The organism is Psychrobacter fozii (assembly GCF_003217155.1).
Classification (GTDB): Bacteria; Pseudomonadota; Gammaproteobacteria; order Pseudomonadales; family Moraxellaceae; genus Psychrobacter; species Psychrobacter fozii.
In genome coordinates, this window is the sequence record NZ_QJSU01000017.1 from 1 (window position 1) to 26861 (window position 26861).

The following is a 26861-nucleotide window of genomic DNA, read 5'->3' on the forward strand; positions in this document are numbered from 1 at the left end:
TGTGGCTTATCCTATTTAGCGAGCTGACTATCATATCATGTTTTAATAGTCTGTCAACTTCTTTTTTAATTTCGTTTCAATGAGTTAACTGGGTTGTTTCAGTGTAAATACACACTGCCTAATCCTAGTTCTCCCTAATGAGGGGCATATTATATAGAGTTCCAGTGCTGTGTCAATGCCTTTTATAGAGGTTTTTTAACTAATTTAAGGCTATTTTGAATAACCGATAATTTTCAATGGGTTAGCTAAGTAGATACTTAAACTATACCTTAAGGAAGCCTCTTACCTCTGTATATCATTAACTAGAAGGCTCATCTCCACTATTTAACCTCTCACTACAGACTTATCATGGTTATTGATATGCTATTAACGCTACCTATATTCATCACTATTGATATTGGTACAAAGTGCACCTATATATAGAAGCAGACCTAACCCCTTCCTATCTAGTGTTAATAGGCGGTTTTTGCTACAATAGCTGCTTTTATGACATTGCTTAATAGCCATTCTCCTTCATCTTATGAGAAGGCAGTTCGTTTTGCCTTATATAGCGTTAATTATAGCCTGTTAAATGGCGCTTAATCATCATACTATATAAGGTAAAAGACAGTGCTATTAAGTCGTGCTTATCTCTTACAACATATCATAGTAGTTAGATATAATTGACGTGGTCTCACGGTTATATGATTGATTGTTGCAATCATCACTGCCAACGGACCCAAAAAGGTGAATAGATTATGGTAGCGATTACTTTACCCGATGGTAGCGTAAAAAACTTCGAAGGCAATACTACGGTCATGGAAGTGGCGCAAAGTATAGGAACAGGACTGGCGAAAGCAACAGTTGCCGGACGTGTAGATGGGCAATTGGTAGATGCGCATGATCCTATCATTGCTGATGCTAAAGTCGAAATCGTGACGCCAAAAGACGATGACGGTGTCGATATCATTCGTCACTCATGTGCGCATTTGTTAGGTCACGCGGTCAAGCAGCTGTACCCTGATGTGAAGATGGTTATCGGCCCAGTAATCGAAGACGGCTTTTATTATGACATCTATAGTGAGACGCCTTTTACCCCTGAGCATATGGAAGCGATTGAAAAGCGCATGATGCAGCTGATCAAGCAAGATTATGACGTCGTTAAAAAGATGACACCACGTGCAGAAGCAATTGAGATATTTGAGTCACGTAACGAAGATTATAAGCTCAAGTTAATCAATGATATGCCAGGTGAAGAAGCCTTCGGTCTTTATCATCATCAAGAATATGTGGATATGTGCCGTGGCCCACACGTGCCAAACACACGATTCCTAAAAGTATTTAAACTGACTAAAATGTCTGGCGCTTATTGGCGCGGTGATGCGAAAAATGAGCAATTGCAACGTATCTATGGCACCGCTTGGGCAGATAAGAAACAGCTAAAAGCCTATATTCAACGTATTGAAGAAGCAGAAAAACGTGACCATCGTAAAATTGGTAAAGCGTTAAATCTGTTCCATATGCAAGAGCAAGCACCTGGCATGGTGTTCTGGCATGCAAATGGTTGGACAATTTATCAAGTGCTTGAGCAATATATGCGTAAAGTGCAACATGATAATGGCTATGAAGAAATCAAAACCCCACAAATCGTCGATCGTAGCTTGTGGGAGCGTTCTGGACATTGGGGCAACTATGCCACTAACATGTTCACGACCTCTAGTGAAAACCGTGATTATGCCGTAAAACCGATGAACTGCCCTTGCCATGTGCAAGTATTTAACCAAGGCCTAAAGTCTTACCGTGACCTGCCTTTGCGTATGGCAGAATTTGGTTCTTGTCATCGTAACGAGCCATCAGGTTCATTACATGGTTTGATGCGTGTTCGTGGCTTTACTCAAGATGATGCACATATCTTCTGTACTCAAGCGCAAATTCAGCAAGAAGTGGCTGACTTTATCAAGCTAACGCTTGCGGTCTATGAAGACTTTGGTTTCGATAGCATTATTATGAAACTCTCAACTCGTCCTGAAAAACGTGTTGGTAGTGATGAGTCATGGGATTTTGCAGAAAAAGCTTTGTCAGATGCGCTCGATAGCTCAGGTCTTGACTGGGATTATTTACCAGGCGAAGGCGCATTCTACGGTCCAAAGATTGAATTCAGTCTAAAAGACTCGTTAGGTCGTGTATGGCAGTGCGGTACCATTCAGGTTGATCCAAACATGCCTGAGCGTTTAGATGCTGAGTTCGTCAATGAGCAGAATGAGCGCGAAGTGCCTGTTATGTTGCACCGTGCTATATTAGGTTCATTTGAGCGTTTCATTGGTATATTGATTGAAAACTATGCCGGTTGGATGCCAGTATGGCTAGCACCGCAGCAAGTAGTCGTCATGAATATCACCGATAAACAAGGCGAAGCTTGTGAAAACGTCGTCAGTGAACTAAAAAATGCAGGTTTGCGAGCTATTAGTGACTTGCGTAACGAAAAGATTGGATTTAAGATACGAGAGAAAACATTAGAACGTATTCCCTATATGCTAGTATTAGGGGATAAAGAAGTCGAATCGGGCAGTGTCAACGTCCGTACGCGTGAAGGTGAGAACCTTGGCGTGATGAGTGTTTCTGAATTTATTACATTAGTACAGACCGCTGTCGCTGAGAAAGGCCGACAGACCCCAAAAACAGATGAGGAGTAATACCTATTAAACAGTCAAACCGTTTGAACATCAACGAAGATATCAGTGCCAAAGAAGTCCGTCTGGTTAAAGAAGACGGCGAACAAATGGGCGTGGTCGATATCGACACCGCGATGAAAGCGGCACGTGAAGACAGTCTAGATTTGGTTGAATTAGTTCCTGAAGCTAAACCGCCAGTATGCAAAATCATGGATTATAAGCATTTCCTCTATGATCAAAAGCAAAAGGCAAAAGAAGCTAAGAAAAACCAAAAACAGACTCAGCTCAAAGAGATGAAGCTACGTCCAAGTACCGAAGAAGCCGATTATCAGGTTAAACTGAGAAAAATCGTTAGTTTCTTGGAAGATCAAGACAAAGTCAAAATTAGCATCCGTTTCCGCGGACGTGAAATGGCGCACCAAGATATCGGTCGCAAACAACTTGATCGTATTATTGAAGATACCGCTGATATCTCAAACGTCGAGCAGTACCCTAAGATGGAAGGTCGTCAAATGGGTATGCTGCTTGGGCCAACTAAGAAAAAATAATCTGTTTTTTAGATCATTTTAGTTGTGGCTGTTAGTCGATGTAGATACTTGTAATCTTAACCATCAATATGCTGCGGGATATTGATGGTTTTTTAATATTTAGGCCTATAAATAGTCGCTTTTTAATATACTAAGTCGACGCTACTTTACAAAATCTATCTTCTCAACCTTTTCATTACCAGTTAATCTAAAGGTCTTCTGTACGACATTTATACCATTCGAATTGAGTACAATCGAGTGTATAAAAACATCCATTTACTGTTAACGTGTTTTACGATTACCGTCTTTTGTAGCTATTGACCAAAAATACTGTCCATTTCAGATATTATAGGAAACTTCATGCAAGAATTGACTCCACCAGAAAACGCAACAACTCCAAGTATTTCTTTGACGCCGCCTGAACCTGTGAAAGAAATACAAAAAAGTGAAGCAGATCAGATGGTCAAGTTGGATGAAAGCCAGATTCCAGAGCTCGATGCCAAAGTTGATGCTTTTGTGGACCACGTTATCACTAACTCCGTGCACAGCGACGAGTTTCGACAGAACGTACAGTCTATTCATAATTTAGGTACGAAAGAAATCCGAGAGTCCGCACAGGTTTCTAATCGTATGTTGGATTTGCCAGCAAAGAGTCTCAATGACAGCTTGTTTGACAACTCCCCTATTGCCAAGTCATTGACTGAATTGCGCGGTATCGTAGAAGATTTAGATCCGAGCAAAAAGGAGCTGACCAGCTCACGCAAACTATTCGGCCTCATACCTTTTGGCAATAAAGTACAAGACTACTTTCGCCAGTACGAATCAGCACAATCACATATCAATGCAGTGGTGACCAGTCTTTATAATGGTAAAGATGAGCTGCTCAAAGACAATGCGATGATTGAGCAAGAAAAAGTCAATATGTGGGAGCTGATGCAATCTATTCGTCAGTATGTCTATGTCGGCAAAAAAATTGACGAGCAGTTGGAACACAAAATCTATGCAATAGAAGCAACTGACCCTGAAAAAGCCCGTATTATCAAAGAAGAAATGCTGTTTTATGTGCGTCAAAAGAATACAGATTTTTTGACACAGTTGGCTGTCAATGTACAAGGTTATTTGGCGCTTGATACCATTCGTCGTAATAATTTAGAGCTAATTAAAGGCGTCGATCGTGCAACGACCACAACTGTTTCAGCATTACGTACTGCTGTCGTCGTCGCTCAAGCAATGACCAATCAGAAACTGGTGCTTGATCAAATCACTGCGTTGAATAAAACCACCAGTAGCTTGATTGAATCAACCTCAGCGATGCTAAAACGTCAGTCAGGTGAAATTCATGAACAAGCCACTAGCAGCAGTATCGAGCTTGATAAACTGCAAAATGCCTTTAATAATGTCTATGATACGATGGATATGATTAGCAATTATAAGATCGAAGCACTAGAAAACATGAAGCTAACGGTCAACACCTTGACCAGCGAAGTCGATAAAGCACAGAAATATCTCGATAAGTCTAATCAAACAACCGTGCTAGAAGTCTCAAAAGAAATTGACAGTAAAAAGATAACCAATAAATCAAGTAAGGTCGATGTTGATATTTGATTTATCACAATAGTCGTTACCAATTGAAGGTAACGACTCCTTGCTACTGAACACACATAAGACAATTGACGCAAGATATTGCCACGTTGTTCGTGTTAAGATAGCCCCTATTAATAATTTTAAAAATAGATACGGTAATTTATGAGTTGGAATGATCCAAACGCCTCAAGCGAGGCAAAAAGATATGACAATCCCATCCCTAGTCGTGAGCTAATACTTAGCACGATTACTGAGCATGGTGAAGTCACTCATCAGCAATTGGCAAAAGCCTTTAACATTGATGATCCAGACCAGTTTGATGCTTTGGGCAATCGCCTAAAAGCAATGGCGCGTGATGGACAAGTAAACCGCGACGGTCGTCCTTATCGCTATCGCACAGTGACTCAGCAAGATGTCGTCACTGGTACAGTGTCTGCGCATCCTAAAGGTTTTGGTTTTGTGCTTTTGAGTGATATGCCAGATTTGTTTTTGCATGAAAAGCAAATGCGTTGGGTATTTAATGGAGACACCGTCGAAGCGGTTGGTACTTCAACAGACAATCGTGGCCGTACCGAAGGACGTATTGTCGATGTCGTTGAACGTCGCCAAAACAACTTCATTGGCACACTAGCTCGTGATGATGATGGTTACTGTGTCGAGCTTGGCAGTCCAAATAACCATCAGCCGATTACGGTCACTGAAGACAACGTACAAGCTTTTAATGCCAAACAAGGCTCTCCTGTCAAAGTCGATATCATCGATTGGCCAAACCAGCATGAGTTTGCTACTGGTAAAATCACGGAACTCCTGTCTGATGACAATGATCGTGAACTGATTATTGAAACCACGCTACTCAACTATGACATCCCTTCAGACTTTAGTGAAGCCACGCTCAAACAAGCTGATGGCTATCAAGAGCCGACTGAAAAAGACATAAAAGGTCGCACAGACTTACGTCATTTACCACTCGTCACTATTGATGGTGAAGATGCACGTGATTTTGATGATGCCGTATTCGCTGAAAAACGATCTGGTGGTAACTATCGTGTTTTAGTAGCGATTGCTGATGTCAGTTATTATGTAACGCCAAATTCAGCACTTGACCAAGATGCTTACGAGCGTGGTACCTCAGTATACTTCCCGCATCGCGTGATTCCGATGTTGCCAGAAGTTCTTTCTAATGGTCTGTGTTCATTGAACCCTAATCTTGATCGTCTGTGTATGGTTGCTGATATTAAGATATCACGCGCTGGCAAGGTTACTGGGTATGAGTTTTATCCTGCGGTCATGCATTCACAAGCACGCTTAACCTATAATCAAGTAAATGATTATCTGGTAAATCCGACTGATAAGCGCTTGCCTGAATCATTAACAGGTAATAAAGACGTTAAAAAATCTGTCGACACGTTACATCAGCTTTATGAGCTACTGCTTAAAAAACGTGAAGAACGTCATGCGATGGAATTTGAAACCGTTGAAACGTATATCAAGTTCAACGAAAAAGGCGGCATCGAGGCTATTCTGCCACGTACTCGTGGTGATTCTCAGAAGCTTATCGAAGAATGTATGCTACTGGCCAATACATGTGCAGCGAACTTTGCGCTCAAGCATGAACTGCCTGTGTTGTATCGTAACCATGATAAGCCTGATGGTGAAAAATCAATGCGTATTCATGAATATGCTAAGAACTTCGGCCTATCTTTCCCAGAAGAGAATCCAACGCAAGCGGATTATCAGCGCATTATTGAAGCGACTAAAGATAGACCCGATGCAATTAGTATCCATAGCATGCTATTGCGTTCGATGATGCAAGCAAACTATGCACCTGACAATATCGGTCACTTTGGTCTGGCATATGACGAATATAGCCACTTTACGTCCCCTATTCGTCGCTATCCTGATCTGATGCTGCATCGTGCTATTAAAGCAAAAGTGACTAATAGCCAACAGCCTGCCATGGACTTTTCTCTTGAAGGTGCTGGTACGCAAACGTCAGATACAGAACGCCGTGCAGAAAAAGCCTCTCGCTATGTAGAGTCTTGGCTCAAATGTCATTACATGAAAGACCATGTTGGCGAAGAGTTCGAAGGTGTGGTGACTACCGTTACGAGCTTCGGTCTATTTGTGACGTTGACCGACTTATATATCGATGGTTTGGTCCATATCTCAAATGTCGGTGATGATTTCTTTGTCTATGATGAGCAGCAGCAACAACTGATTGGTAAAGACAAAGGTACTTTGTTTGGACTTGGTGATTCGGTCAAGGTCAAAGTTGCTGGCGTGAACATGGATCTATTGCAAATTGACTTTGATTTAAAAGCCAAACTGCAATCTAGTGAAATGAATCAGACGAAAAAAGCACCAGCTAAAAAGAGCCCAGCCAAGAGAAGTAGCAGTCGTAGTAAAGGCGCTAATAAGAAAGGCTAGTTTTGATTAGACGCTCGAAATAAAAAAAGGCTAACGTCATCGTTAGCCTTTTTTTATGTCTTACTATTCATATAAATGCGTGGTACTTGCTTAATAAGCACTGGCTACTGTGCAGTGTTATCCATCTCTTCTAGATTTTTCTGTTCTACTTGTTGAGCTTGATCTATTTGAGTCGTGGCACTGTCAAGGATGGCTTTAGGCTGCTCACCCAAAGGCTTGCTAGTGATAGCATCAGAACTGCTTGCTTCAATGTGAGTCTCAGGTATTTCTGCGTTGATACTACTCTGCCCTGACGCTGCACTACTGACGAGCGCTTCTCTATTTTTGTCACGTTGACTGCCATTAATAAGGTTAAAGCCAAGTAATCCTACCATGCCAACTAGCGCGAATATAATCAGATGTTTCATTTGCATAGGAAATGTCTCGTATTTGAATAATTATCAGATATACGTTTCGTTGCATTTTCTATGCCTATTTTAAAACTGGTCTGCATATGGTCAGTTCAATATAATTTGGATACAAGGAAGGCGAGTGCAAGTACTACAAATAGTAGACTAAATGAGACTGACACCGTATCCAATTTATAGAGGATTGACTATACATTACTCTTGCGGGCTATTATTGTTTAATAAATCGGTCTCATCTGAACGTTCTGCAATCTCTTGCTCGACCTTTTTCATTAGTTTGTCATCAGAACGCGCACTGAGAACGTCACTAGCATTGTCATCTTGCAAAATAAGCTTGGCACGTGCTTTTGCTTGTTTTTTATCCTTATTGTCAATGGTGCTGCTATTACCATTCGTAGTAGTCTCAGACACGGTCGGTGTAACCGTCACATTAGATGTGTCGTTTAAATGACTACTTTGCATATGCTCAAAGGCTTTTTCCAAATCACGATTAAAACGCAATCGATAAATAGGTTCAGGTAAGCTGAAGCCCTCATCCTCTAGTGCGTGTTTGGTCTCACGAATGGCAATACTGCGTGCTTTTGAAAAGTCCGTCTCTGATTGGTCTACCCAAACTTGAAACTCTAAGACAATATTAGAGTCACCAACATTACTAATGACAGCGATCGCTTTTGGCTCATCCAAAACGAACGCTAAACAATGTATTGCGTCCAATCCAACCTTGATAGCAGCTAATGGATCATCATTAGCATCGACGCCCAACTCAAAGGTGAATCGACGTTCGGGGTTTTTGGTGTAATTAAGGATGGTACCTTTGAATACTTCAGAATTAGGAATACGCAATTGATTGCCATCTAGTGTCATCAATATCGTCGCGCGTGAAGTCAAACGCACCACTATCCCTTCTTGTCCATTAATCACAATGTGGTCACGTGCTCGAAATGGTTGGCGAATACTTAGCATTAAAGATGCGATATAATTTTCAATCGTATCTTTGACCGCAAAACCAACCGCAATACCGATAACACCAGCACCACCAAGCAATGTGCTTAAGATGGTCTCTGCTCCTATTAAGCTGAGCGCTAGGATCAGGCCAAATATAATAAAGATGACTTTGACGGTTTGTGACAGTAGTTCAGCGACAAATGGATTAGGTGTCAACCGTTGCCACATTCTTTTGCGATTAGACAACCAACTACCAAACCAGCTCACTAATATAAACAGAATGATACCGACCAATAATAGTGGTAAGGCTTTGACTAAATTTTTGGCTTGTACTTTGAGACCTTGATAGACAGTAGTGACGTTATCTTGCACATCTAGTGTACGATCAATCTGATCCGAGACGGTGACCACATCTGTCAAACGATTGGTTAAATTAATGGCCTGCTGTGCTTTCTTTTCGTTGGGAGTCTCTCCCGTTAAGGTAACAACACCTTGGGCGACACCAACATTGACAGCTTGTAACCCATCAATTTCAGAAAAAATACCTTCGATACGTTGACGAATGTCATTGTCTTTTTGCGGGGTCGGTGTGGTTTCAATTTGGGCATTATTGGTACTTTCGCTGACGGTTACCGGCGATGGAGTTGGCTCAGGTTCAGATGACTGCGTAGGAAGCTCAACAATGTCAGCTTCTGGTTCCGCAATATTATTTGATACAACGCTTTCTGCACGCTCTATTTCTGATACTTTGGTTATATCAGTCGTTTCTTCACCAACAGCATAAACCGGAAGAGAACAAAGGATACTTAGTAGCAACCATATCTGACACCACGCTCTTGGACAACTGCGTATCCTTGGAAGGTCTAAACGAGTTGCCATAAGCATCCTTTGCTAGCTTTACTGATTTTTATTGCTAATTTTCACTGCTAAATTGTGTCTTATTTATGATCTAGATAAATCTGCGCTTCACTTAGGCTTAGCGTGCCCTCATAAATAGCACGGCCAGTAATGATGCCCTCGATACAGTCACCATAAGGCTTCAATAGCTCGATATCTTTCATATCAGTCACGCCACCTGACGCAATCACTGGTAAGCCGCCTTCACGAGCCAAGTTAACCGTTTGCTCGACATTGACGCCTTGCATCATGCCATCACGGGCAATATCGGTATAGACTATTGAAGAGACACCTACATCAGCAAAACGCTTGGCAAGCTCAGTTGCTTTGGTATCAGTAACATTCGCCCAACCATGGGTTGCGACCATGCCATCTTTTGCATCAATACCTACAATGATATGACCCGGAAATTCGCGGCAAGCTTCTGCGACAAACTCAGGGTTTTCAACTGCTTTTGTACCGATAATAATATAAGTTAAACCTGCAGTGATATATTGTTCAATGGTGTTCATATTACGCACACCGCCGCCCAGTTGAATAGGCAAATTCGGGTAAGCTTTGGTAATATCATTGACTACTTGTCTATGAACAGGAACGCCATCAAAAGCACCATTCAAATCGACCAAATGCAGTCGGCGTGCACCTTCCTCTACCCAGCGTGCTGCCATCGCCACTGGATCATCAGAGAATACCGTATCATCTTCCATACGGCCTTGTTTTAAGCGTACACATTTACCATCTTTTAAATCAATCGCCGGGATAATGACAGGCACAGCACACATATCGCATTCCTTATAAAACAAAATATTGAATAAATTTGAAAAACTAAACTTTGAATATTATGGTGTATTGATTTCTCAACACACGCTAAATAATGATAAAAAATATTGCTCAAAACTGTATTCATGACAATAAAACTAAAAGTGATAACTATAAGTTTTTATAATTGCAGCCATTGAAAACATTAGGTAAATTGAATTCCTGACTGGCAATTTTAGGTCAATTTAGCGTATAATCCTAGGTAAATTTTATTTGTTTCTATGTGATAGTAACCATACGTTATATTTTTATTAGGTCAATCACGACTAAAAAAAGAGTAGCGGTCAGGATGAATCGAGTAAGAGCTAAATACATTTACATGATATTGGCTGACTTCTTGCTAAGAAAGGTTATATTAGAAATCTCAACTGGTCGATCGAAACAGATTACCCTGCAGTATTACACACTCTAATTAAATACCTTTCCTAACGTTTTCATATTGTCTTTATCACTGGTCAACGACACTAAAATAGCTATTATTGGCTTTATAGCAATATTATACGATAAGTGAACGCTGCTTGTTAATTGCTTAGCCAGTTTGTCTTTTTACCAGTTTATCATCTATCTCAATAGATCGTTATTTGGCTACATACTTATTCAATTAAGTATCTTTTCTAGGATACTGAACTCATAAGTGGGGTCTACAATACTGGTATTAAGAATTTTAATTTTCAATGAAACGTATGATAAGGCTGTTTATCTTAAGAACTGTCACTTTTAGCTAACTGCTTTAGCGATGGTTTTTAATTGGATGGTTTTAATATACACCTTGGTAGCCAGTCGCCACTTTGGTAATTCGAATAAGACATTAACGTGTTGTTAAGGAGTCTAAGGTCAGCGTTAATACTCTTAATAGTAGTTATGATCGTGCTTTATTTTTAGAAAACTCTATCACCATCCTATTATAGGAATAGGTGAGTGAGTGCTTTATTAAATGATGCATATCTTCATGCTACCGATGTACCAAACAGGAAGTCTGGTATCGTTTTAGACTATGGACTAAGTTTTCGCTTATGATTACCATCAAAAAAGGTTTGGATTTGCCCATCACCGGCGAACCCTCCCGCGAGATATCTGAGCACCAACCGACACACGTAGCCCTTATTGGCTATGATTATATCGGTATGAAGCCCACGATGAATGTCAAAGAAGGTGACATCGTAGCAAAAGGTCAGCCCGTTTTTGAAGATAAAAAACGTGCAGGCGTTATCTACACTGCCCCTGCTGCTGGTAAAGTTGTCGCGATTAAACGCGGTGACCGTCGTGTGTTTGAGAGCCTCGTTATTGCGGTCGACCCAAACGGTGAAGAAGTAGACTTCGAGCGCTATGACTCCCAGCAACTGGCTGACCTAGACTCTGAAGTTGTCGAAACCCAATTACTTGCCTCTGGCGAATGGACTGCGTTTCGCACGCGCCCCTTTAGCCGTACGCCAGAAATCGGTGCCCGTCCTCATGCCATCTTTGTCACTGCTATAGATACCAGTCCCCTAGCGTTTGATCCAATGTTGCTGATCAATGAGCAGCTACAAGCGTTCAATGATGGTCTTGCTGTGTTGTCGACACTCAGCCCAAAGATGTTTGTCTGCCATCATGGTAATGCCCAGCTGACACCAGTCGCAAAAACTGCTGCGAATAACGTCACTGAGTATCATGGCTTTGCTGGTAAGCATCCAGCTGGTCTGGCAGGTACGCACATTCACTTTTTACACCCAATTATGCGTGGCGTGAGCGTCTGGACAATTGGCTATCAAGATGTGATTGCTATTGGTAAGCTATTTACTACCGGCCGTCTATACACGCCTCGCTTGATTAGCTTAGCAGGCCCTTCTGTCAGTAACCCACACTTGGTTATGACTGAGCGCGGTGCTGATATTACTGCCTTGACCAAAGGTCAGCTAGCAGCTGGCGAGAACCGTATCATTTCAGGGTCGGTATTATCTGGTCGCAAAGTGTTTAGCAATATTGCCTATATTGGTCGTTTTCATAATCAGATCAGTGTGCTGACGGAAGGTCATGAGCGCCCAGCGTTCCACTTCTTTACGCCAGGTAAAAACCGTTTCTCAAAGCTGCCTATCTATATCTCTCAGTTTTTTGGTGGCAAAAAGTACAACTTCACCACCACGAGTAATGGCTCACCGCGAGCGATGGTACCAATTGGTGTCTATGAAGAAGTTATGCCTCAAGATTATCTACCAACCCAACTGCTACGCGCATTGATTGTCGAAGACATGTTGGTCGCGGTTGATTTAGGCGTACTTGAGTTGGATGAAGAAGATTTGGCACTATGCACCTTTGTATCTCCTGGCAAATATGAATTCGGTGATATCTTGCGTGATAACTTAACGCGCATCGAACTGGAGGGCTAACCACGATGAAATTTTTACACAATATGTTCGATCGTATGGAGCCATCTTTTACCAAAGGCGGCAAACACGAAAAATACTATGCCATCTTTGAGATGTTTGATACGTTTTTGCGTCAACCAGACTCAACCACATACGCGTCATCACACGTACGTGACGGGATTGATCTAAAGCGCATTATGATTACCGTATGGTTATGTACTTTCCCAGCGATGTTTTGGGGTATGTACAATATCGGTCATCAAGCGCTAACGGCGGTTGCTCAGCTTGGCTTGCAGCCTGAAGGCTGGCGTACTGTTATCACTAGTATGGCAGGCTATAATCCAGACAGTGTCTGGGCAAGTTTTGTCTACGGTGCGATGCAGTTCCTACCTATTTACCTTGTGACATTTGCCGTTGGTATTCTCTGTGAGATTATCTTTGCCGTCGTGCGCGGGCATGAAGTCAACGAGGGCTTCTTTGTGACCTCGGTACTATTTGCACTATGTCTACCACCAGATATTCCTTTATGGCAAGTTGCCTTGGGTATTATCTTTGGTGTGGTCGTAGCCAAAGAAGTATTCGGTGGTACAGGTAAAAACTTCCTTAACCCTGCCCTATCGGGTCGTGCATTCCTATACTTTGCTTATCCAGCCTATATGTCTGGTGACTCTGTATGGACAGCGGTTGATGGTTTTTCAGGAGCAACGCCTCTCGGTCTTGCTGCACTTGGTGTCTCTCCTCAAGATTTCGTCGATGTCTATGGCAATGCGATTACGTGGAGTGATGCATTCTTCGGTAATATGCAAGGCAGTATTGGTGAAGTATCAACACTAGCAATCTTGATGGGTGCCGCTGTTCTACTATGGACGCGTATTGCCTCATGGCGCATCATGACAGGTTGTGTGGTTGGTCTTGTGGCTACCTCGCTTATCTTCAACATGATTGGCTCTAAAGACAACATGATGATGAACTTGCCGTTCTATTGGCACTTAGTCATCGGTGGTTTTGCCTTCGGTGCGGTATTTATGGCAACCGATCCAGTTTCAGCTGCACATACCAATAAAGGTCGCTGGGCTTATGGTATCTTGATTGGTTTTATGACGGTATTGATTCGTGTCATTAACCCAGCTTTCCCAGAAGGCATCATGCTGGCCATTCTATTCGCCAACTTATTTGCGCCATTGTTTGATTATTTTGTGACCCAAGCAAACATCAAACGCCAAACAGCTCGGAGGGTTCGCTATGTCCAAGCCCAAAAGTAATAATGCGAAAACCATCAGTGTGGCATTAACGCTATGCTTGGTGTGTTCAGTATTGGTCTCAGCCGTTGCGGTTGGCCTAAAGCCAGCACAGCTTGAAAACGCGCGTTTAGACCGTAACAAAAACATCTTAGTCGCGGCCGACATGTACGATGCTGAGTCTGACACACAAGACGATGTTGCCGAACGATTCAAAGACTTTGATGTCGAAATTATTGACTTAAGTAAAGGCAATTATGTCGATGATGCAACGCTAGCAGACGCCGGTATTCCTGATCGTAATGCTTATGACGCTACTCAAGCGACTAAAAATCAAGCATTGAGTGACGACCTAGGTAACGATGATCCTGCGGGTATCGGTCGTAAGCCTAAATATGCCAAAGTCTATGTCAAAAAAGACGATGCTGGTCAACCTGAAGTGGTCGTATTGCCTATTCAAGGTTACGGACTATGGGGTACTATCTATGGTTTCTTGACGCTAGAGAGCGACATGAATACTATTAAAGGTATCAGCTTCTATGAGCATAAAGAAACCCCAGGTTTGGGTGCTCGTATCGAAGAGCCAGAGTGGCGTGCCAAGTGGACTGGTATCCAGTCTTATGATGAGAATGGTGACGTTGCCACTGGTGTAACCAAAGCAGGTAATCCAAAAGACAACTGGGTTGATGGTATCAGTGGTGCGACATTGACTAGCCGCGGTGTCAGTAACATGATTCAGTTTTGGTTAGGCGAGCAAGGTTATAAGCCTTATCTAGATATGCTGCGCAAAGAGGGTGGTCAGACAGTTGATACTGCAGAGACACAAGCAAATCAATCAAAGAAAACCGCTCAACCTAAAACCGAACTGGCAGCGAAACTACCAGTAGCAAACGGCAAGGAGGCTTAACATGGCTGACACTAAAAGTATTTTAACCTCGCCTGTCTTTGATAATAATCCTATTGCCCTACAGATCTTAGGTATCTGTTCGGCACTAGCGGTCACCACAAGCATGGCAAATGCCATGGTTATGTGTGTAGCATTGACACTGGTAACGGCATTTTCGAGCTTCTTTATCTCGATTATTCGTAAACAGATTCCATCAAGTATTCGTATCATCGTGCAGATGACCATCATTGCCTCATTGGTTATCTTGGTCGATCAGGTACTAAAAGCCGTCGCTTACGATGTGAGTAAAGGCTTGTCAGTTTTCGTTGGTCTGATTATCACGAACTGTATCGTAATGGGCCGTGCTGAAGCGTTTGCTATGAGCAACCCACCAGTACCAAGCTTTTTAGATGGTATTGGTAATGGTCTTGGTTACTCTGCGGTCCTGCTATTCGTTGCCACTATCCGTGAGCTATTAGGTGCAGGTACTTGGTTCGGTATCACTATTCTACAACCAGTGACTGACGGCGGTTGGTACATACCAAACGGCCTACTATTATTGCCACCGTCAGCATTCTTTATTATTGCTTTGTTCATTGTCATCGTCCGTATTTGGAAACCAGAACAGGTTGAAGAAGCTGAATTTGTAATGAAGCCGCAGTCTAAAGGCATGGCACATGGAGGCGGTCACTAATGGGACATTATGTTAGTTTATTTATAACCTCAGTCTTTATTGAGAATATGGCGCTTGCCTACTTCCTAGGTATGTGTACTTTCTTGGCAGTATCAAAGAAGGTTTCAACCGCTATTGGTCTTGGTGTTGCCGTCGTCGTCGTCATGGCGATTACGGTTCCATTAAACAACTTACTATTCCAGTTCATCCTAAAAGATGGTGCATTGGCATGGGCAGGTTTCCCTGATATCGATTTAAGCTTCTTAGGTTTGCTTAGTTATATTGGTCTTATTGCCGCTACTGTACAGATTCTAGAAATGTTCTTGGATAAGTTCGTTCCTAGTCTATACAACGCCCTTGGTGTGTTCTTACCACTCATCACTGTAAACTGCGCTATCTTAGGTGGTGTACTATTTATGGTTGAGCGTGACTATAACTTCGGCGAATCAGTCGTTTATGGTGTGGGTGCAGGCTTTGGTTGGGCATTAGCGATTACCGCATTGGCTGGTATCCGTGAAAAACTGAAATACTCAGACATCCCAGCACCGCTGCGTGGTCTTGGTATTACGTTTATCACCGTTGGTCTGATGTCACTTGGCTTTATGTCTTTCGGCGGTATGTCAATTTAGACCGCTAAGCTTAAACACTTATTTAGCGATTTGACCTATTTAATTCATTTATTCGGTAGGGGTTCAGAAAAACGTTATGACGTTTCTTCGCTCCCCTACTCCATAGATTAAGGATACCTACCATGGATTACGCTACGGCGATTGGTGGCGTTGCTATGTTTACCTTGATCATCATGGGCCTTGTCGCCATTATTTTGGCGGCGCGCTCAAGACTGGTCAGTTCAGGCGATGTTACCATCCATATCAATGATAATTCCGATAATGACGTCGTGACACCAGCGGGCGGTAAACTACTGCAAACACTTGCGAGCGAAGGTATTTTCTTATCTTCAGCATGTGGTGGCGGTGGTACCTGTGCGCAGTGTCGTTGCCGCGTTATTGAAGGCGGCGGTTCTATCTTGCCGACTGAAGAAGGCTATTTTACTCAAGGCGAAATCCGCAATCACATGCGCTTAGCTTGTCAGGTAGCTGTTAAGCAAGACATGAAAATCGAGATTGACCCTGAGTTTTTTGATGTACAAAAATGGGAGTGTGAGGTTGTCTCTAACGATAACGTTGCCACCTTCATTAAAGAGCTGGTACTAAAAATTCCTGAAGGCGAAGAAGTTAACTTCCGCGCTGGTGGTTATGTACAGCTAGAAGCGCCACCGCATGAAGTGCACTATAAAGACTTTGATGTTGCAGAAGAATACCGCGAAGATTGGGATAAATTTGGCATCTTTAATTATGTGTCAAAAGTTGATGAGCCAGTTATCCGTGCTTATTCAATGGCCAACTATCCTGAAGAAAAAGGTCTTATTAAGTTCAACATCCGTATCGCAAGTCCACCACCACGTGGCCCAGACGGTATACCACCAGGTAAAATGTCTTCTTGGACATTTAGCTTAAAGCCTGGCGATAAAGTAACGGTATCAGGTCCTTACGGTGAGTTCTTTGCTAAGAAAACTGAAGCTGAAATGATCTTCGTCGGTGGTGGTGCAGGTATGGCACCAATGCGCTCGCACATTTTCGATCAGCTTAAGCGTTTGAATACAGACCGTAAAATCAGTTTTTGGTATGGTGCACGTTCTATTCGCGAGATGTTCTACGTTGAAGACTATGATCAACTTCAAGAAGATTTTTCTAACTTTGAGTGGCATGTGGCATTATCAGATCCGCTTCCTGAAGACAACTGGACAGGCTACACCGGCTTTATCCATAACGTTTTACTAGAAGAATATCTGAAAGGTCATCCAAACCCAGAAGACTGTGAATATTACATGTGTGGGCCACCGATGATGAATGCTGCTGTCATCGATATGCTACATAGCATGGGTGTTGAAGATGAAAACATCATGCTTGATGACTTCGGTGGTTAAACCTACTGGTTAGGAAGTACGACTAAGTTAATACTATAAAAGAGAGTCTCAATTGAGGCTCTTTTTTTTGTTTCTGATAATCGTATTTTTTGGATGTAGTGTAAGGCTACAAATTTAACTAGTCGCTAGCACTTATCATCCTATATCATGAACTATTCACATGTTAAGAAAGGAATCTTATGAAAACCAACATTAAAAAATCAACCATTTGGATTACTGGTGCCTCTAGTGGTATTGGTCAAGCACTTGCTATTTCTTTCGCCAAGCGAGGCGCCAGAATCATACTGAGTGGTCGTGATCAAGAGAAACTAGAAGCGGTCAGAAAAAACTGTAAAGGTAGCAAAAACCATATCGTTATCCCGTTTGATATTGGTGATACCAGTCAGACAAAAATAGCGTATGAGTCAGCTATTCAGCAGGCAGGTAAAATCGATTGGCTGATTAATAATGCTGGCATCAGTCAACGCTCATTAATCATGGACACCACAGAAGACGTCGAACGGCAATTGATGGAGATAGATTACTTTGCACAAACACGTCTGACTAGGCTGGTATTGCCAAAGATGATCGCACAAGGTGGCGGTAAAATAGTCATGGTATCGAGTATCGCAGGTCTACTAGGTACTCAGTATCGCGGTGCTTACAGTGCTGCCAAAGCTGCTATTCATATGTGGGCGAACAGTTTGCGTGCTGAACTGCATGATCAAGGCATAGAAGTCGCCACCATATTCCCAGGGTTTATCCAAACCAATGTGTCTATCAATGCTCTGACTGGAGATGGTAGCGCGCAGGGTACGATGGATGACGCCACTAAGAAAGGGTTAACTGCCGCAGTATTTGCCAAGCAAGCCGTCAAAGCGCTCTTAAAAGAAGAAGAATATATTGTTATTTCTGGTCCAAAAGAGAAGTTCGCCACCAAGGTCAATCGCATATCTCCGCCCAAACTGTACAAGCTCATTCGTGAGTCAAAAGTGACCTAAGCAAAATGCCACCCTCATCCTCTAGCATTAGCTACGAATACATAGTGCTATTAGTGTCTAACATCACTAGCAAAAATATTGTTTACGCTCAAAGCAATTGGCGTTGTCGGTAGCAAGAGGTGTAAAATAAGCACAGTTTATTTTACACCTCTCACTCCTCTGCTATAGCAAAAAGCTTATGAAAACGATAATACTTTCTACTAAAACAACTCGCACAGGCTACAGCATCATCGCTCTTGTCAGTGCGCTTAGCCTCACCGCTTGCCAGCAAACACCAGATTACGACTATCTGGCTGGGGAGACAATGGGTACTAGCTATCATATTAGTTATCAACTACCCGATGATGTCGATGAAGCGACCATACAAGCTTCGATAGATGAGCGCTTAAAGCAAATCAATGACAGTATGTCTACCTATCAAGCAGACTCGACTATCTCAAAATTTAATCAATTAGGTAAAGAGACACCGATCACTATCGATGCAGATTTTAGTCGCGTGCTCGACGTCTCACGTATCGTGTACGAACAATCTGGCGGGGCATTTGATCCGACTGTAATGCCATTGGTAGAAACGTGGGGCTTTGGTAGTACTATGACCGTTGATCGGTTACAAAGCCCACCAACGGCCTTAGAGATTGCCCAAGCTAAAGCGTTGGTAGATTTTGACAGTATCATACACAAAGATAAAACCATCTACAAAACCAAAGAGGGAGTCGAACTTGATTTCTCAGCAGTGGCAAAAGGCTATGGCGTCGATGTCATCGCGGATGTATTGAGAGACGATTATAAGATTCGCAATTATATGGTCGAAATTGGAGGTGAGATTTCGACCGCTGGTGTCAATAACCAAAAGCAGCCATGGCAAATTGCAATCGATGCGCCTATTGAAGGCAGCACAGTGAGCGAGCGCGAGACGATATCGGTCATTCGCCAACCAATCAATACGCATAATAAAATGCATTTAGCGACGTCTGGCAATTATCGGAACTCCGTCATATTTGATGGTAAACGTTATAGCCATACGATTGATCCTACCACTGGAGAGCCTATCGCAGGTGGTGCACCTTCTGTCACTGTAGCAGCTGATTCCGTTGCACTAGCTGATGCATGGGCCACTGCTCTGACAGCAATGCCATACCATAAAGCCCTAGAAGTTGCTAAAGAACAAAACCTAGCTGTCATGTTTGTCGTCTTGACTGACGATGCAAAAACGAATAATACCGACGATAGCATCGATGATTGGCAAGTGATAGAAACACCCGCCATGCAAGCCCTACGCGCTGATAAAAAATCTTAGATTCTGATACTAATACATGAACTAACACGATAGGTATAAACGAGCGAAACAAAAATTTGCTATACTATTATGTAGATAATGTTGAAGATATATCGTTATCATAAAGATAACTACCCTATTTTGAGAACTGAGGTGCCCACTATGCTTAGTCAATTGCTTCCTATGCTCGCTATTACCTTTACTGTATTTGTCCTATTTTTTGTTTTTATGGGTATCGGTTATATGGTAAAAAAGACACCACTGAGAGGGTCTTGTGGCGGTGTTGCTAAACTGATGGGCAACGAAAAATGCTCATACTGCGGCGATGATCCTAATAAGTGCGATTCTATCATCGCTGAACAGCAAGAGAATGCGCTTAAAGCCGCTCAATTAGGCAAGTCGGTATAGACTTAATCCTCATATGCACCGCGTTTGTTACCATACGCTGGTAGTATTTGCCTGACATCTGTTCTTATAATAGCGCTAGTTCTTTGAAAAGGACTGGCGCTATTTTTATTATATTACTCAAATCATGTTGCTCAGGTTATAACGCTTAGGTCATATAGTTCTTTTCAAACTCACGACTTATATATCCTGTACTCTGCACGTATTTCTATTTTTAATTTTCGATTCTGTTTTACTACTCTGATTTGCCATATCAGTCACCCTCTAGGTGCGTTTTCTTTGGTGTTGTTTACAAGCGACGATTCTTCGGCGCGGTTTAACGACGTGTTCTTTTTCTTACTCTAATAATAGTCGTCCTGTTATGCCTACCTCTTCTCACTCTCAACCGAATATGCCATCACAGCCTCATTCGGATAGCGCCTCGCCATTGAAACTGCCCTCTTCGCGTTTCACGTTTTGGCTCATATTGTGTGCCATGATTCTACTCGCCAGCAATATGCGAGCGCCTATCGTGGCACTAGGCTCTATTGCGCCAGTGGTAAAAGATGCACTCAGTATCTCTGAGACGCAGATTGGCTGGTTAGGTGCAGTTCCAATGCTAGGATTTGCGATTGGTGCCCTGATCTCACCAGCCATCGGTAAGCGATTCGGGCTAGAAAACACACTGATTGCGATGATTGCGCTATTAACCGCCGGTATGATTATTCGCAGTATTGTGCCGACTTGGAATTGGTTTTTGGTTGGTACGTTATTATTGACGTTGGCTATCGGTTTTGCCAATACCTTAGCAGCACCTATCATCAAACAGCGTACACCCAAACATATTCCATTGATAACAGGACTGTTTAGTCTGACTATGACGGCAACAGCGGGAATCGTCTCGGGAGTGGTATTACCATTATCTGAGCAAGTAGGCTGGCAATGGGCACTGGGTGGTTGGGCAATTTTGGGTATCTTTGCGATTATTCTCTGGATTTTTCTGCGCTTGCGTTTAGGGTCATCTAGCCATCAAACAGCCGTCCTACCCACATCAGCTTCTTTCGACACATCTAGCAAATCTATATGGCGTTTGTCTTTTGCTTGGCAAATCGCCATCTTTATGGGTTTGCAATCATTGCTGTTCTATACCGTCGCCAGCTTTTTACCCTCTATTTGGATTGGTAAAGGGTTATCCGCTGTTCGGGCAGGACAGATGGCTTCGGTGTTCCAATTTATGGCACCGATATCTATCTTAAGCCTAACGTGGCTCATCAATCGTGGTCGCCCTATTCAGGCATTGGCAGTATTTGCATCGGTATTAAATGTCATCGGAGTATTAGGCGTCAGTTACTTATCACCGAATTTGGCTTGGCTATGGTCAGGTATGATGGGCATTGGTTGCTCAGCGATTTTTACCTTAAGTATGATGCTATTTTCGTTACGGACTTATACCACCAATCAATCAAGTGAGCTGTCTGGGATGGCACAAGCCGTCGGGTACTTGATTGCGTTTTTTGGTCCATTGGGTACTGGTTGGCTACATGAAGCGACGGGTAGCTGGGATTTACCACTTTTATTGATATTGATACTAATGGTCGTCAATGTTGGCATTGCATGGCTGGTCAGTCGTCCTGTTATGGTCGATGGTAAAAAGTTTTAATAGTTACAATTAGATAAAGTAACCTTCGGATAATATTGGTATTCGTCTTATTTTGCTACACTGGTTCGATTGCATATAGGACAGAATAATTATTATGAAAGTATTTCCTCATTTCTCTCGACGCTTGCCAGCAATGGCAGTGTTGACCATCGCCGTGGCTATCAGTGGTTGCCAAAAAGACGCTGAACCAACTGACGCGACTGATTCGCAAAATACCAGCTCGCAAAACACTGATGTTCAAGCCGTCAATACTCAAACTGACACCAGTGAAGTAATGACTGACGCGCCAGTATCCACCGACCAACAAATCAATTCACCGCTGACCATTTTAGCGCTTGGCGACTCATTGACTGAAGGTCTTGGTGTTGATAGTAATGCCAACTATCCTGCGCAATTAGAAGCTAGCCTAAAAGAGTTGGGCTATACCAATGCCAAAGTCATCAACTCAGGCTTGAGTGGTGAAACCAGTACTGGCCTAGTCAATCGTCTAGACTGGGTAGCGCAGACCAAACCTGATATTACTATTTTGACGATTGGTGCCAATGACGCGATGCGCGGCTTAGATGTGGTTACCATTGAAAAAAATATCCGTACTGCGGTTAAGACTCTACAAGACAATGGCAGTGAGGTTATCTTAGGGGGTATGTCGATCTATGACAATCTCGGTAATGACTATGTTTCTGCGTTTTCAGACATCTATCCTCGTGTGGCCAAAGACATGAATGTGCCACTTATACCTTTCTTTTTAGAAGGCGTGGGCGGTGATCCTGAGCTGAATCAAGCCGATGCGATTCACCCAACCAAGGAAGGCTATCAGATTATTGTCAAAGACAATATCTTGCCTATCTTAAAGCCTGAGATTCAAAAGTTGAAAGCCAGTAATAGCACTAATACGACAGCATCAAACACGCCTAATGAACTAGCATCAAACAATACGCCAACTGAGACCACGCAATGACATCATCACCTTCAGCTGACACAGTGACGACGCCTACCGCGACAGCAAAAGCATTACTGACTGCCACGCATTTAAACAAAACCGTGCAAGTTGGCGAACAAACGCTATCCATTATTAAAGACGTGAACGTTCATATTAATGCGGGCGAGTTTGTGGTCATCATGGGCAAGTCTGGCTCTGGTAAATCGACATTGTTGGGATTGCTAGCAGCACTCGACTACCCTGATAGTGGGACTGTTGAGCTGGCAGGTCAGATGCTCAGTAGTCTTGATGAAGATGCACTGGCGGCTATCCGTCAGCGTGACATGGGCTTTGTGTTTCAGTCATTTCATCTACTGCCAACGCTAACCGTGGCAGAAAATATTGCCTTTCCGCTAGATATTGCACGGCAGCCAAACCCTGCACGAGTCGATGAATTAATCGAAGCCGTTGGACTCGGTCATAGACGTGATAGCTTGCCCAATCAGTTATCAGGCGGTGAGCAGCAACGTACTGCTGTCGCTCGCGCATTGGTGTCGCATCCAAAAATCGTATTCGCTGATGAACCTACAGGTAACTTGGATGAGCAAAACGCCGACCAAGTTATGCAGCTATTGTTAGATTTAAGACAGCAAGTCGGTTCGGCATTGGTCGTCGTGACCCATGACCCTGCACTGGCGGACATGGCAGACCGAGTCATCACCATGCATGATGGACAGGTTGAGAGCTAAATAAGAATTTGTGCTTCATTTTTAAATAAGGTCAGTGCGATGGAAGCTCTCGAAATAGAAAGGTTGGCAAAGAACCTAATTGCTGGCAATTTCACTTTTGAAACCGAAGACTATAGCCAAGCCATTAATAAATTGGTTTCGATCTACAAACTAGATAACGCGCTTTACTATCTAAAACAGATGGCTAACTCAGACGACTATTCCATTATTTTTGCACTCTCCTTTATATTAGAGCATTACTCAAAACCTTTTATTAATGCGAACAAAGACGAGGTAAGTCAGCTTACTTTACAAGCAATAAACAAGGGGTATTGTAGCGCGAATTGCTATCTTCTATATCCCTTAGTTTACTTTATGGAACATGATGAAGAGTATCTTTGTTTTTTGGAATTACTACACAATCGGCAAAACACACTACAGAATGATGTATTAAGACATCTGTATTACTTTGATACTCACAAATACGAAAAGTTGAACCGCCTCAGTGAACAGCTAGATTTTTCTTTGTTTTATAGCTTACCTAGCAAAATAGATAGCCAATGGTTTGAGCAGCAAGTGAAAGGTAAATCTCTTCTTTATCGAAAAGTAGTAGCTAGTGCGGTATATAAGAAAGTTAAAGATAAAAAATTCGTTCATTCGTTAACTGACATGACAGATGCAGAGTTGTTCGACTTTATCTATATTTGGTTACCTGATGACACCTCTAAAACGTCTTAACACTTCTATCGATTAAGTAAAAAACTTATGACTAAAGCCACAATCACAGAAAACGATACTGCTATCAATAATAAAACTGCTAATGCTAAAAGTGGCGGTTTTTTTAGCAGCCGAACCTTAGGCGCACAGGCTTTGTCTCGCAGTTGGTGGCGACGCTGGGTATATCCGCTGCTATTCTTACTCACGTTGATGCTATCGCTTGCCACTTATCTGACGTTGGACTCGATCCAACAGTCGGTGAATACTTATGTCAATGACAATCAGCTAGCACTCGTCGGTGGTGATTTGATATTAGAAAGTAATCAAGACTGGCCTGAGGAAGTCTTGGCGCAAGTCCAGACTTTACCTGATAGCCAAACGGTTTATGATTATCAATTCAACGCCATGTTGGTCGCAGCAGACCAAACTCTATTGGCTCGTATCAAAGGCGTCACGGCTGCTTATCCTTTATACGGTGAGGTTGAACTGGCATCAGGCAAACCCTTGTCCGAACAGCTGAGTGCAACAAATGTGGTGGTCGCGCCTGAGGTCCTCAGAAGTCTAAACGTATCGATTGGCGACAGTATCAATATTGGTGAGGGAACATTCACCATCAGTGATGAGCTCGTTAGAGAACCGGATCGTCCGCTAACTGCCTTTGGTTTTGGTGGTCGCGTGATGATGCAACAAGACGCATTAGAATCGACCGATCTAATCGGTCAGCGCAGCCGAGTCAGTTACCAAATCGAGATGGCAGGCACGCCAGAAGTCATTGCCACTCAGCGTGAGCAGTTGACGCAGATGCTGGTTAATTACCCTGATATAGAGATGTCTGACCCGACCTCAGAGGAGACGTCTGTCTCACGCATCTCTGACAATGTATTGATGTTTTTGAAATTGCTAGTCATCGCCGTGCTCTTATTATCTGCGGTTGCCATGTATGGGGTGATTACTGCGTTTGTGACCAAGCAGCAATCCAACGATGCCATACGTATGGCGCTGGGTGAGACCAATCGTTCCATTAAGCGTAGCTATTATTGGCTACTGCTCATCATGTCTGTCTTGGCCTGCGTCGCTGCCGTGTCGCTCAGCCTTGTGTTACTCAAAATTGGTCAACCGTATCTGACGGCTATTTTACCGTCAGATTTAGGATTGGCAATTAACCCTGTTAGTATCTTCAAAACCATCGTCATCGCCCTTGTCATGACGTTACTGATTACCCATCGCAGTCTGCGTGCGCTTGATGGTACTAAGCCTGCGGCACTGCTTAATCAAAGTACTGGCAAATCATCAAAACGCTTACCTTGGCAACAGCGGGCACCACTCCCATTATTACGCTATAGTCTGTTATTCATCGGGCTGTATGCCTTCCTTGCTTACGAAGTAAAATCTTTAGCATTGGGCGCACAGATACTGGTCGGATTGATTGTATTCATTGCGATATTTTGGGCATTGGCACGCGGTTGGCTCTGGTTGCTGGCTCGCGTCGCCACAGGCAAAAAAATCAGCTGGATGCAGCGCATTGCCATTCATAACTTGGCGCGTAAAGGCAATCAATCAGCGTTGTTCTTTGTGACTTTGTCATTATCCGTTGCGGTGTTGACGCTTATCACGTCTATCAATCATAGTATCAATGAGCAGTTTATCAATGCGTATCCTGAAGATGCTCCAAATCTATTTTTATTGGATGTGCAGACCGATCAGCACGATAAAATAGACAGTATTCTCAAAACACCGGTGACGTATTATCCAGTGATTCGAGCACGTATCGGCACGGCTAATGGTGTCGAACCCAAAGATATCGATGCGCCTGAAGGCGAAGACGACCCGACTCGGGTGTTCAATTTAAGTTATTCCGATACGGTCATGGACACAGAGTTTATTACTGAGTCGCTGACTGACGATGCGCTTTATACGCCGATTGAAAATCAGGATGCAAGTGCATCTCCTATTTCGCAAGTACAGCCGTTGTCTATTTTGGACACGGCAGCCGAGATGCTAAATGTCGGCATGGGCGATCAGATCAGCTTTAATATTCAAGGTATCGAGTTGGTTGGTGAGATTACCAGTATTCGCTCACGTTTCGAGCGTGGCCCGAGTCCGTTTTTCTACTTTTTATTTGAGCCTGAGATACTGGCGAGCGCACCGCAAATTCAATTTGCGACGGCGCATGTCTCTGCCGATGATATTCCTGAGCTGCAAGGTGATCTGGTACGTGAGTTCCCAGCGGTGACCAGTATTGACGGTACTATTATCGCGGAGCAAGTCCAAGGGTTGGTCGCGCAGATGAGCCGCTTGGTGTATATCTTTACCTTACTCGCCTTGCTTACGGGCATCATGGTGCTCATCAGCTCGCTACTCTCTACGTCACAAGATCGTATGAAAGAGAGTGCTTCGTTTAGACTATTGGGTATGCAAAAGCGTGACTTGTACATGCTCAATATCTTAGAGCTGGGTGTGCTTGGGATTAGTGCGGCGACATTTGCGGTGATTATCGCCACTGGTGGTGCTTGGCTGGCGGTTACTCAGTGGTTTAATCTGCGCTTTAGTGTGCCGTGGGCAAACTTAGGACTTGGCGGCCTTGCGTTAGTTGCTTTGTTATTTGCCATTGCCATTATTTATGTGAAACTGGTGATTGGACGCGGAATTATGGCAAGAGTACGGGCGATGGTTTAAGCGTATTGAATTTTGGCTTTAAACGAAAAGACCCCTTAATTGAGCTGAACCCCATAAGTTGGACACAACTTCTGGGGTATTTTTATGCGTTACGATCTAGACTTTAAGCTCAAAGTGATTGCATACTACAGGCAA

Annotated in this window: 21 protein-coding genes; 18 read left to right on the forward strand and 3 right to left on the reverse strand. The window is 43.0% G+C overall.

Annotated elements, in window-relative coordinates; genetic code table 11:
• Positions 1-737: 737 nt before the first annotated feature.
• The 4 genes from thrS to rnr all read left to right on the forward strand — a co-directional run bounded on the left by thrS (position 738) and on the right by rnr (position 7189).
• On the forward strand, positions 738-2672 hold the full coding sequence (thrS, locus tag DFP82_RS14405) for a threonine--tRNA ligase (RefSeq protein WP_110924416.1): 1935 nt from the start codon (positions 738-740) through the stop codon (positions 2670-2672).
• 23 nt (positions 2673-2695) lie between these two features.
• Complete coding sequence (infC, locus tag DFP82_RS14410) at positions 2696-3199, forward strand: translation initiation factor IF-3 (protein ID WP_010197324.1); 504 nt, start codon at positions 2696-2698, stop codon at positions 3197-3199.
• A gap of 339 nt (positions 3200-3538) precedes the next feature.
• Positions 3539-4783 (forward strand): toxic anion resistance protein, encoded by a 1245-nt coding sequence (locus DFP82_RS14415; protein WP_110924417.1) that lies wholly within the window; start codon positions 3539-3541, stop codon positions 4781-4783.
• Between the two features lie 141 nt (positions 4784-4924).
• On the forward strand, positions 4925-7189 hold the full coding sequence (rnr, locus tag DFP82_RS14420) for a ribonuclease R (protein ID WP_110924418.1): 2265 nt from the start codon (positions 4925-4927) through the stop codon (positions 7187-7189).
• Between the two features lie 104 nt (positions 7190-7293).
• Here the strand turns inward: rnr and DFP82_RS14425 are convergent, their stop codons facing one another.
• The 3 genes from DFP82_RS14425 to hisA form a co-directional block, all read right to left on the reverse strand.
• Positions 7294-7602, reverse strand: coding sequence for a hypothetical protein (locus DFP82_RS14425; RefSeq protein WP_110924419.1), 309 nt, complete (start codon positions 7600-7602; stop codon positions 7294-7296).
• A gap of 189 nt (positions 7603-7791) precedes the next feature.
• Positions 7792-9420 (reverse strand): mechanosensitive ion channel family protein, encoded by a 1629-nt coding sequence (locus tag DFP82_RS14430; protein WP_110924420.1) that lies wholly within the window; start codon positions 9418-9420, stop codon positions 7792-7794.
• A gap of 59 nt (positions 9421-9479) precedes the next feature.
• The gene (hisA, locus tag DFP82_RS14435; RefSeq protein WP_110924421.1) at positions 9480-10220 is read right to left on the reverse strand and encodes a 1-(5-phosphoribosyl)-5-[(5-phosphoribosylamino)methylideneamino]imidazole-4-carboxamide isomerase; all 741 of its coding nucleotides are present in this window, start codon (positions 10218-10220) and stop codon (positions 9480-9482) included.
• Between the two features lie 1050 nt (positions 10221-11270).
• On the opposite strand from hisA, the gene DFP82_RS14440 reads away from it, so the two are divergent.
• The 14 genes from DFP82_RS14440 (at position 11271) to DFP82_RS14505 (ending at position 26726) form a co-directional block, all read left to right on the forward strand.
• Positions 11271-12623: a Na(+)-translocating NADH-quinone reductase subunit A gene (locus DFP82_RS14440; protein WP_110924422.1), complete on the forward strand. Its 1353-nt coding sequence runs from the start codon at positions 11271-11273 to the stop codon at positions 12621-12623.
• 5 nt (positions 12624-12628) lie between these two features.
• A complete protein-coding gene (locus tag DFP82_RS14445) occupies positions 12629-13864 on the forward strand; it encodes an NADH:ubiquinone reductase (Na(+)-transporting) subunit B (protein ID WP_110924423.1) in 1236 nt (411 codons plus the stop codon).
• Positions 13845-14747, forward strand: a complete 903-nt coding sequence (locus tag DFP82_RS14450) for a Na(+)-translocating NADH-quinone reductase subunit C (RefSeq protein ID WP_110924424.1) — start codon at positions 13845-13847, stop codon at positions 14745-14747. Before DFP82_RS14445 ends, DFP82_RS14450 begins: the two co-directional genes overlap by 20 nt.
• 1 nt (position 14748) lies before the next feature.
• Positions 14749-15420, forward strand: a complete 672-nt coding sequence (locus DFP82_RS14455) for an NADH:ubiquinone reductase (Na(+)-transporting) subunit D (protein ID WP_110924425.1) — start codon at positions 14749-14751, stop codon at positions 15418-15420.
• Complete coding sequence (gene nqrE, locus DFP82_RS14460; protein WP_011281361.1) at positions 15420-16028, forward strand: NADH:ubiquinone reductase (Na(+)-transporting) subunit E; 609 nt, start codon at positions 15420-15422, stop codon at positions 16026-16028. The genes DFP82_RS14455 and nqrE overlap by 1 nt, the downstream gene beginning before the upstream one ends.
• Before the next feature lie 122 nt (positions 16029-16150).
• Complete coding sequence (gene nqrF / locus DFP82_RS14465; RefSeq protein WP_110924426.1) at positions 16151-17386, forward strand: NADH:ubiquinone reductase (Na(+)-transporting) subunit F; 1236 nt, start codon at positions 16151-16153, stop codon at positions 17384-17386.
• Positions 17387-17565: 179 nt separating this feature from the next.
• Entirely contained in the window at positions 17566-18366 is an 801-nt protein-coding gene (locus DFP82_RS14470) for an SDR family NAD(P)-dependent oxidoreductase (protein ID WP_110924427.1), read from the forward strand.
• Between the two features lie 178 nt (positions 18367-18544).
• Entirely contained in the window at positions 18545-19663 is a 1119-nt protein-coding gene (locus DFP82_RS14475) for an FAD:protein FMN transferase (protein WP_110924428.1), read from the forward strand.
• Positions 19664-19804: 141 nt separating this feature from the next.
• Positions 19805-20050, forward strand: a complete 246-nt coding sequence (gene nqrM, locus DFP82_RS14480) for a (Na+)-NQR maturation NqrM (protein WP_110924429.1) — start codon at positions 19805-19807, stop codon at positions 20048-20050.
• A 358-nt stretch (positions 20051-20408) separates the two neighbouring features.
• On the forward strand, positions 20409-21686 hold the full coding sequence (locus tag DFP82_RS14485) for an MFS transporter (protein ID WP_110924430.1): 1278 nt from the start codon (positions 20409-20411) through the stop codon (positions 21684-21686).
• A gap of 94 nt (positions 21687-21780) precedes the next feature.
• The gene (locus DFP82_RS14490; protein ID WP_110924431.1) at positions 21781-22644 is read left to right on the forward strand and encodes an arylesterase; all 864 of its coding nucleotides are present in this window, start codon (positions 21781-21783) and stop codon (positions 22642-22644) included.
• The gene (locus tag DFP82_RS14495) at positions 22641-23354 is read left to right on the forward strand and encodes an ABC transporter ATP-binding protein (RefSeq protein ID WP_110924432.1); all 714 of its coding nucleotides are present in this window, start codon (positions 22641-22643) and stop codon (positions 23352-23354) included. The genes DFP82_RS14490 and DFP82_RS14495 overlap by 4 nt, the downstream gene beginning before the upstream one ends.
• Before the next feature lie 39 nt (positions 23355-23393).
• A complete protein-coding gene (locus tag DFP82_RS14500; protein ID WP_110924433.1) occupies positions 23394-24071 on the forward strand; it encodes a hypothetical protein in 678 nt (225 codons plus the stop codon).
• Between the two features lie 27 nt (positions 24072-24098).
• Positions 24099-26726, forward strand: coding sequence for an ABC transporter permease (locus DFP82_RS14505; RefSeq protein WP_110924434.1), 2628 nt, complete (start codon positions 24099-24101; stop codon positions 26724-26726).
• The last annotated feature ends 135 nt before the right edge of the window (positions 26727-26861 follow it).

Bases quoted from the DNA above. Each gene is read 5' to 3' on its own strand.
- thrS (WP_110924416.1), top strand. From the start codon at position 738: ATGGTAGCGATTACTTTACCCGATGGTAGCGTAAAAAACTTCGAAGGC.
- DFP82_RS14415 (WP_110924417.1), top strand. From the start codon at position 3,539: ATGCAAGAATTGACTCCACCAGAAAACGCAACAACTCCAAGTATTTCT.
- rnr (WP_110924418.1), top strand. From the start codon at position 4,925: ATGAGTTGGAATGATCCAAACGCCTCAAGCGAGGCAAAAAGATATGAC.
- DFP82_RS14425 (WP_110924419.1), bottom strand. From the start codon at position 7,602: ATGCAAATGAAACATCTGATTATATTCGCGCTAGTTGGCATGGTAGGA.
- DFP82_RS14430 (WP_110924420.1), bottom strand. From the start codon at position 9,420: ATGGCAACTCGTTTAGACCTTCCAAGGATACGCAGTTGTCCAAGAGCG.
- hisA (WP_110924421.1), bottom strand. From the start codon at position 10,220: ATGTGTGCTGTGCCTGTCATTATCCCGGCGATTGATTTAAAAGATGGT.
- DFP82_RS14440 (WP_110924422.1), top strand. From the start codon at position 11,271: ATGATTACCATCAAAAAAGGTTTGGATTTGCCCATCACCGGCGAACCC.
- DFP82_RS14445 (WP_110924423.1), top strand. From the start codon at position 12,629: ATGAAATTTTTACACAATATGTTCGATCGTATGGAGCCATCTTTTACC.
- DFP82_RS14450 (WP_110924424.1), top strand. From the start codon at position 13,845: ATGTCCAAGCCCAAAAGTAATAATGCGAAAACCATCAGTGTGGCATTA.
- DFP82_RS14455 (WP_110924425.1), top strand. From the start codon at position 14,749: ATGGCTGACACTAAAAGTATTTTAACCTCGCCTGTCTTTGATAATAAT.
- nqrE (WP_011281361.1), top strand. From the start codon at position 15,420: ATGGGACATTATGTTAGTTTATTTATAACCTCAGTCTTTATTGAGAAT.
- nqrF (WP_110924426.1), top strand. From the start codon at position 16,151: ATGGATTACGCTACGGCGATTGGTGGCGTTGCTATGTTTACCTTGATC.
- DFP82_RS14470 (WP_110924427.1), top strand. From the start codon at position 17,566: ATGAAAACCAACATTAAAAAATCAACCATTTGGATTACTGGTGCCTCT.
- DFP82_RS14475 (WP_110924428.1), top strand. From the start codon at position 18,545: ATGAAAACGATAATACTTTCTACTAAAACAACTCGCACAGGCTACAGC.
- nqrM (WP_110924429.1), top strand. From the start codon at position 19,805: ATGCTTAGTCAATTGCTTCCTATGCTCGCTATTACCTTTACTGTATTT.
- DFP82_RS14485 (WP_110924430.1), top strand. From the start codon at position 20,409: ATGCCTACCTCTTCTCACTCTCAACCGAATATGCCATCACAGCCTCAT.
- DFP82_RS14490 (WP_110924431.1), top strand. From the start codon at position 21,781: ATGAAAGTATTTCCTCATTTCTCTCGACGCTTGCCAGCAATGGCAGTG.
- DFP82_RS14495 (WP_110924432.1), top strand. From the start codon at position 22,641: ATGACATCATCACCTTCAGCTGACACAGTGACGACGCCTACCGCGACA.
- DFP82_RS14500 (WP_110924433.1), top strand. From the start codon at position 23,394: ATGGAAGCTCTCGAAATAGAAAGGTTGGCAAAGAACCTAATTGCTGGC.
- DFP82_RS14505 (WP_110924434.1), top strand. From the start codon at position 24,099: ATGACTAAAGCCACAATCACAGAAAACGATACTGCTATCAATAATAAA.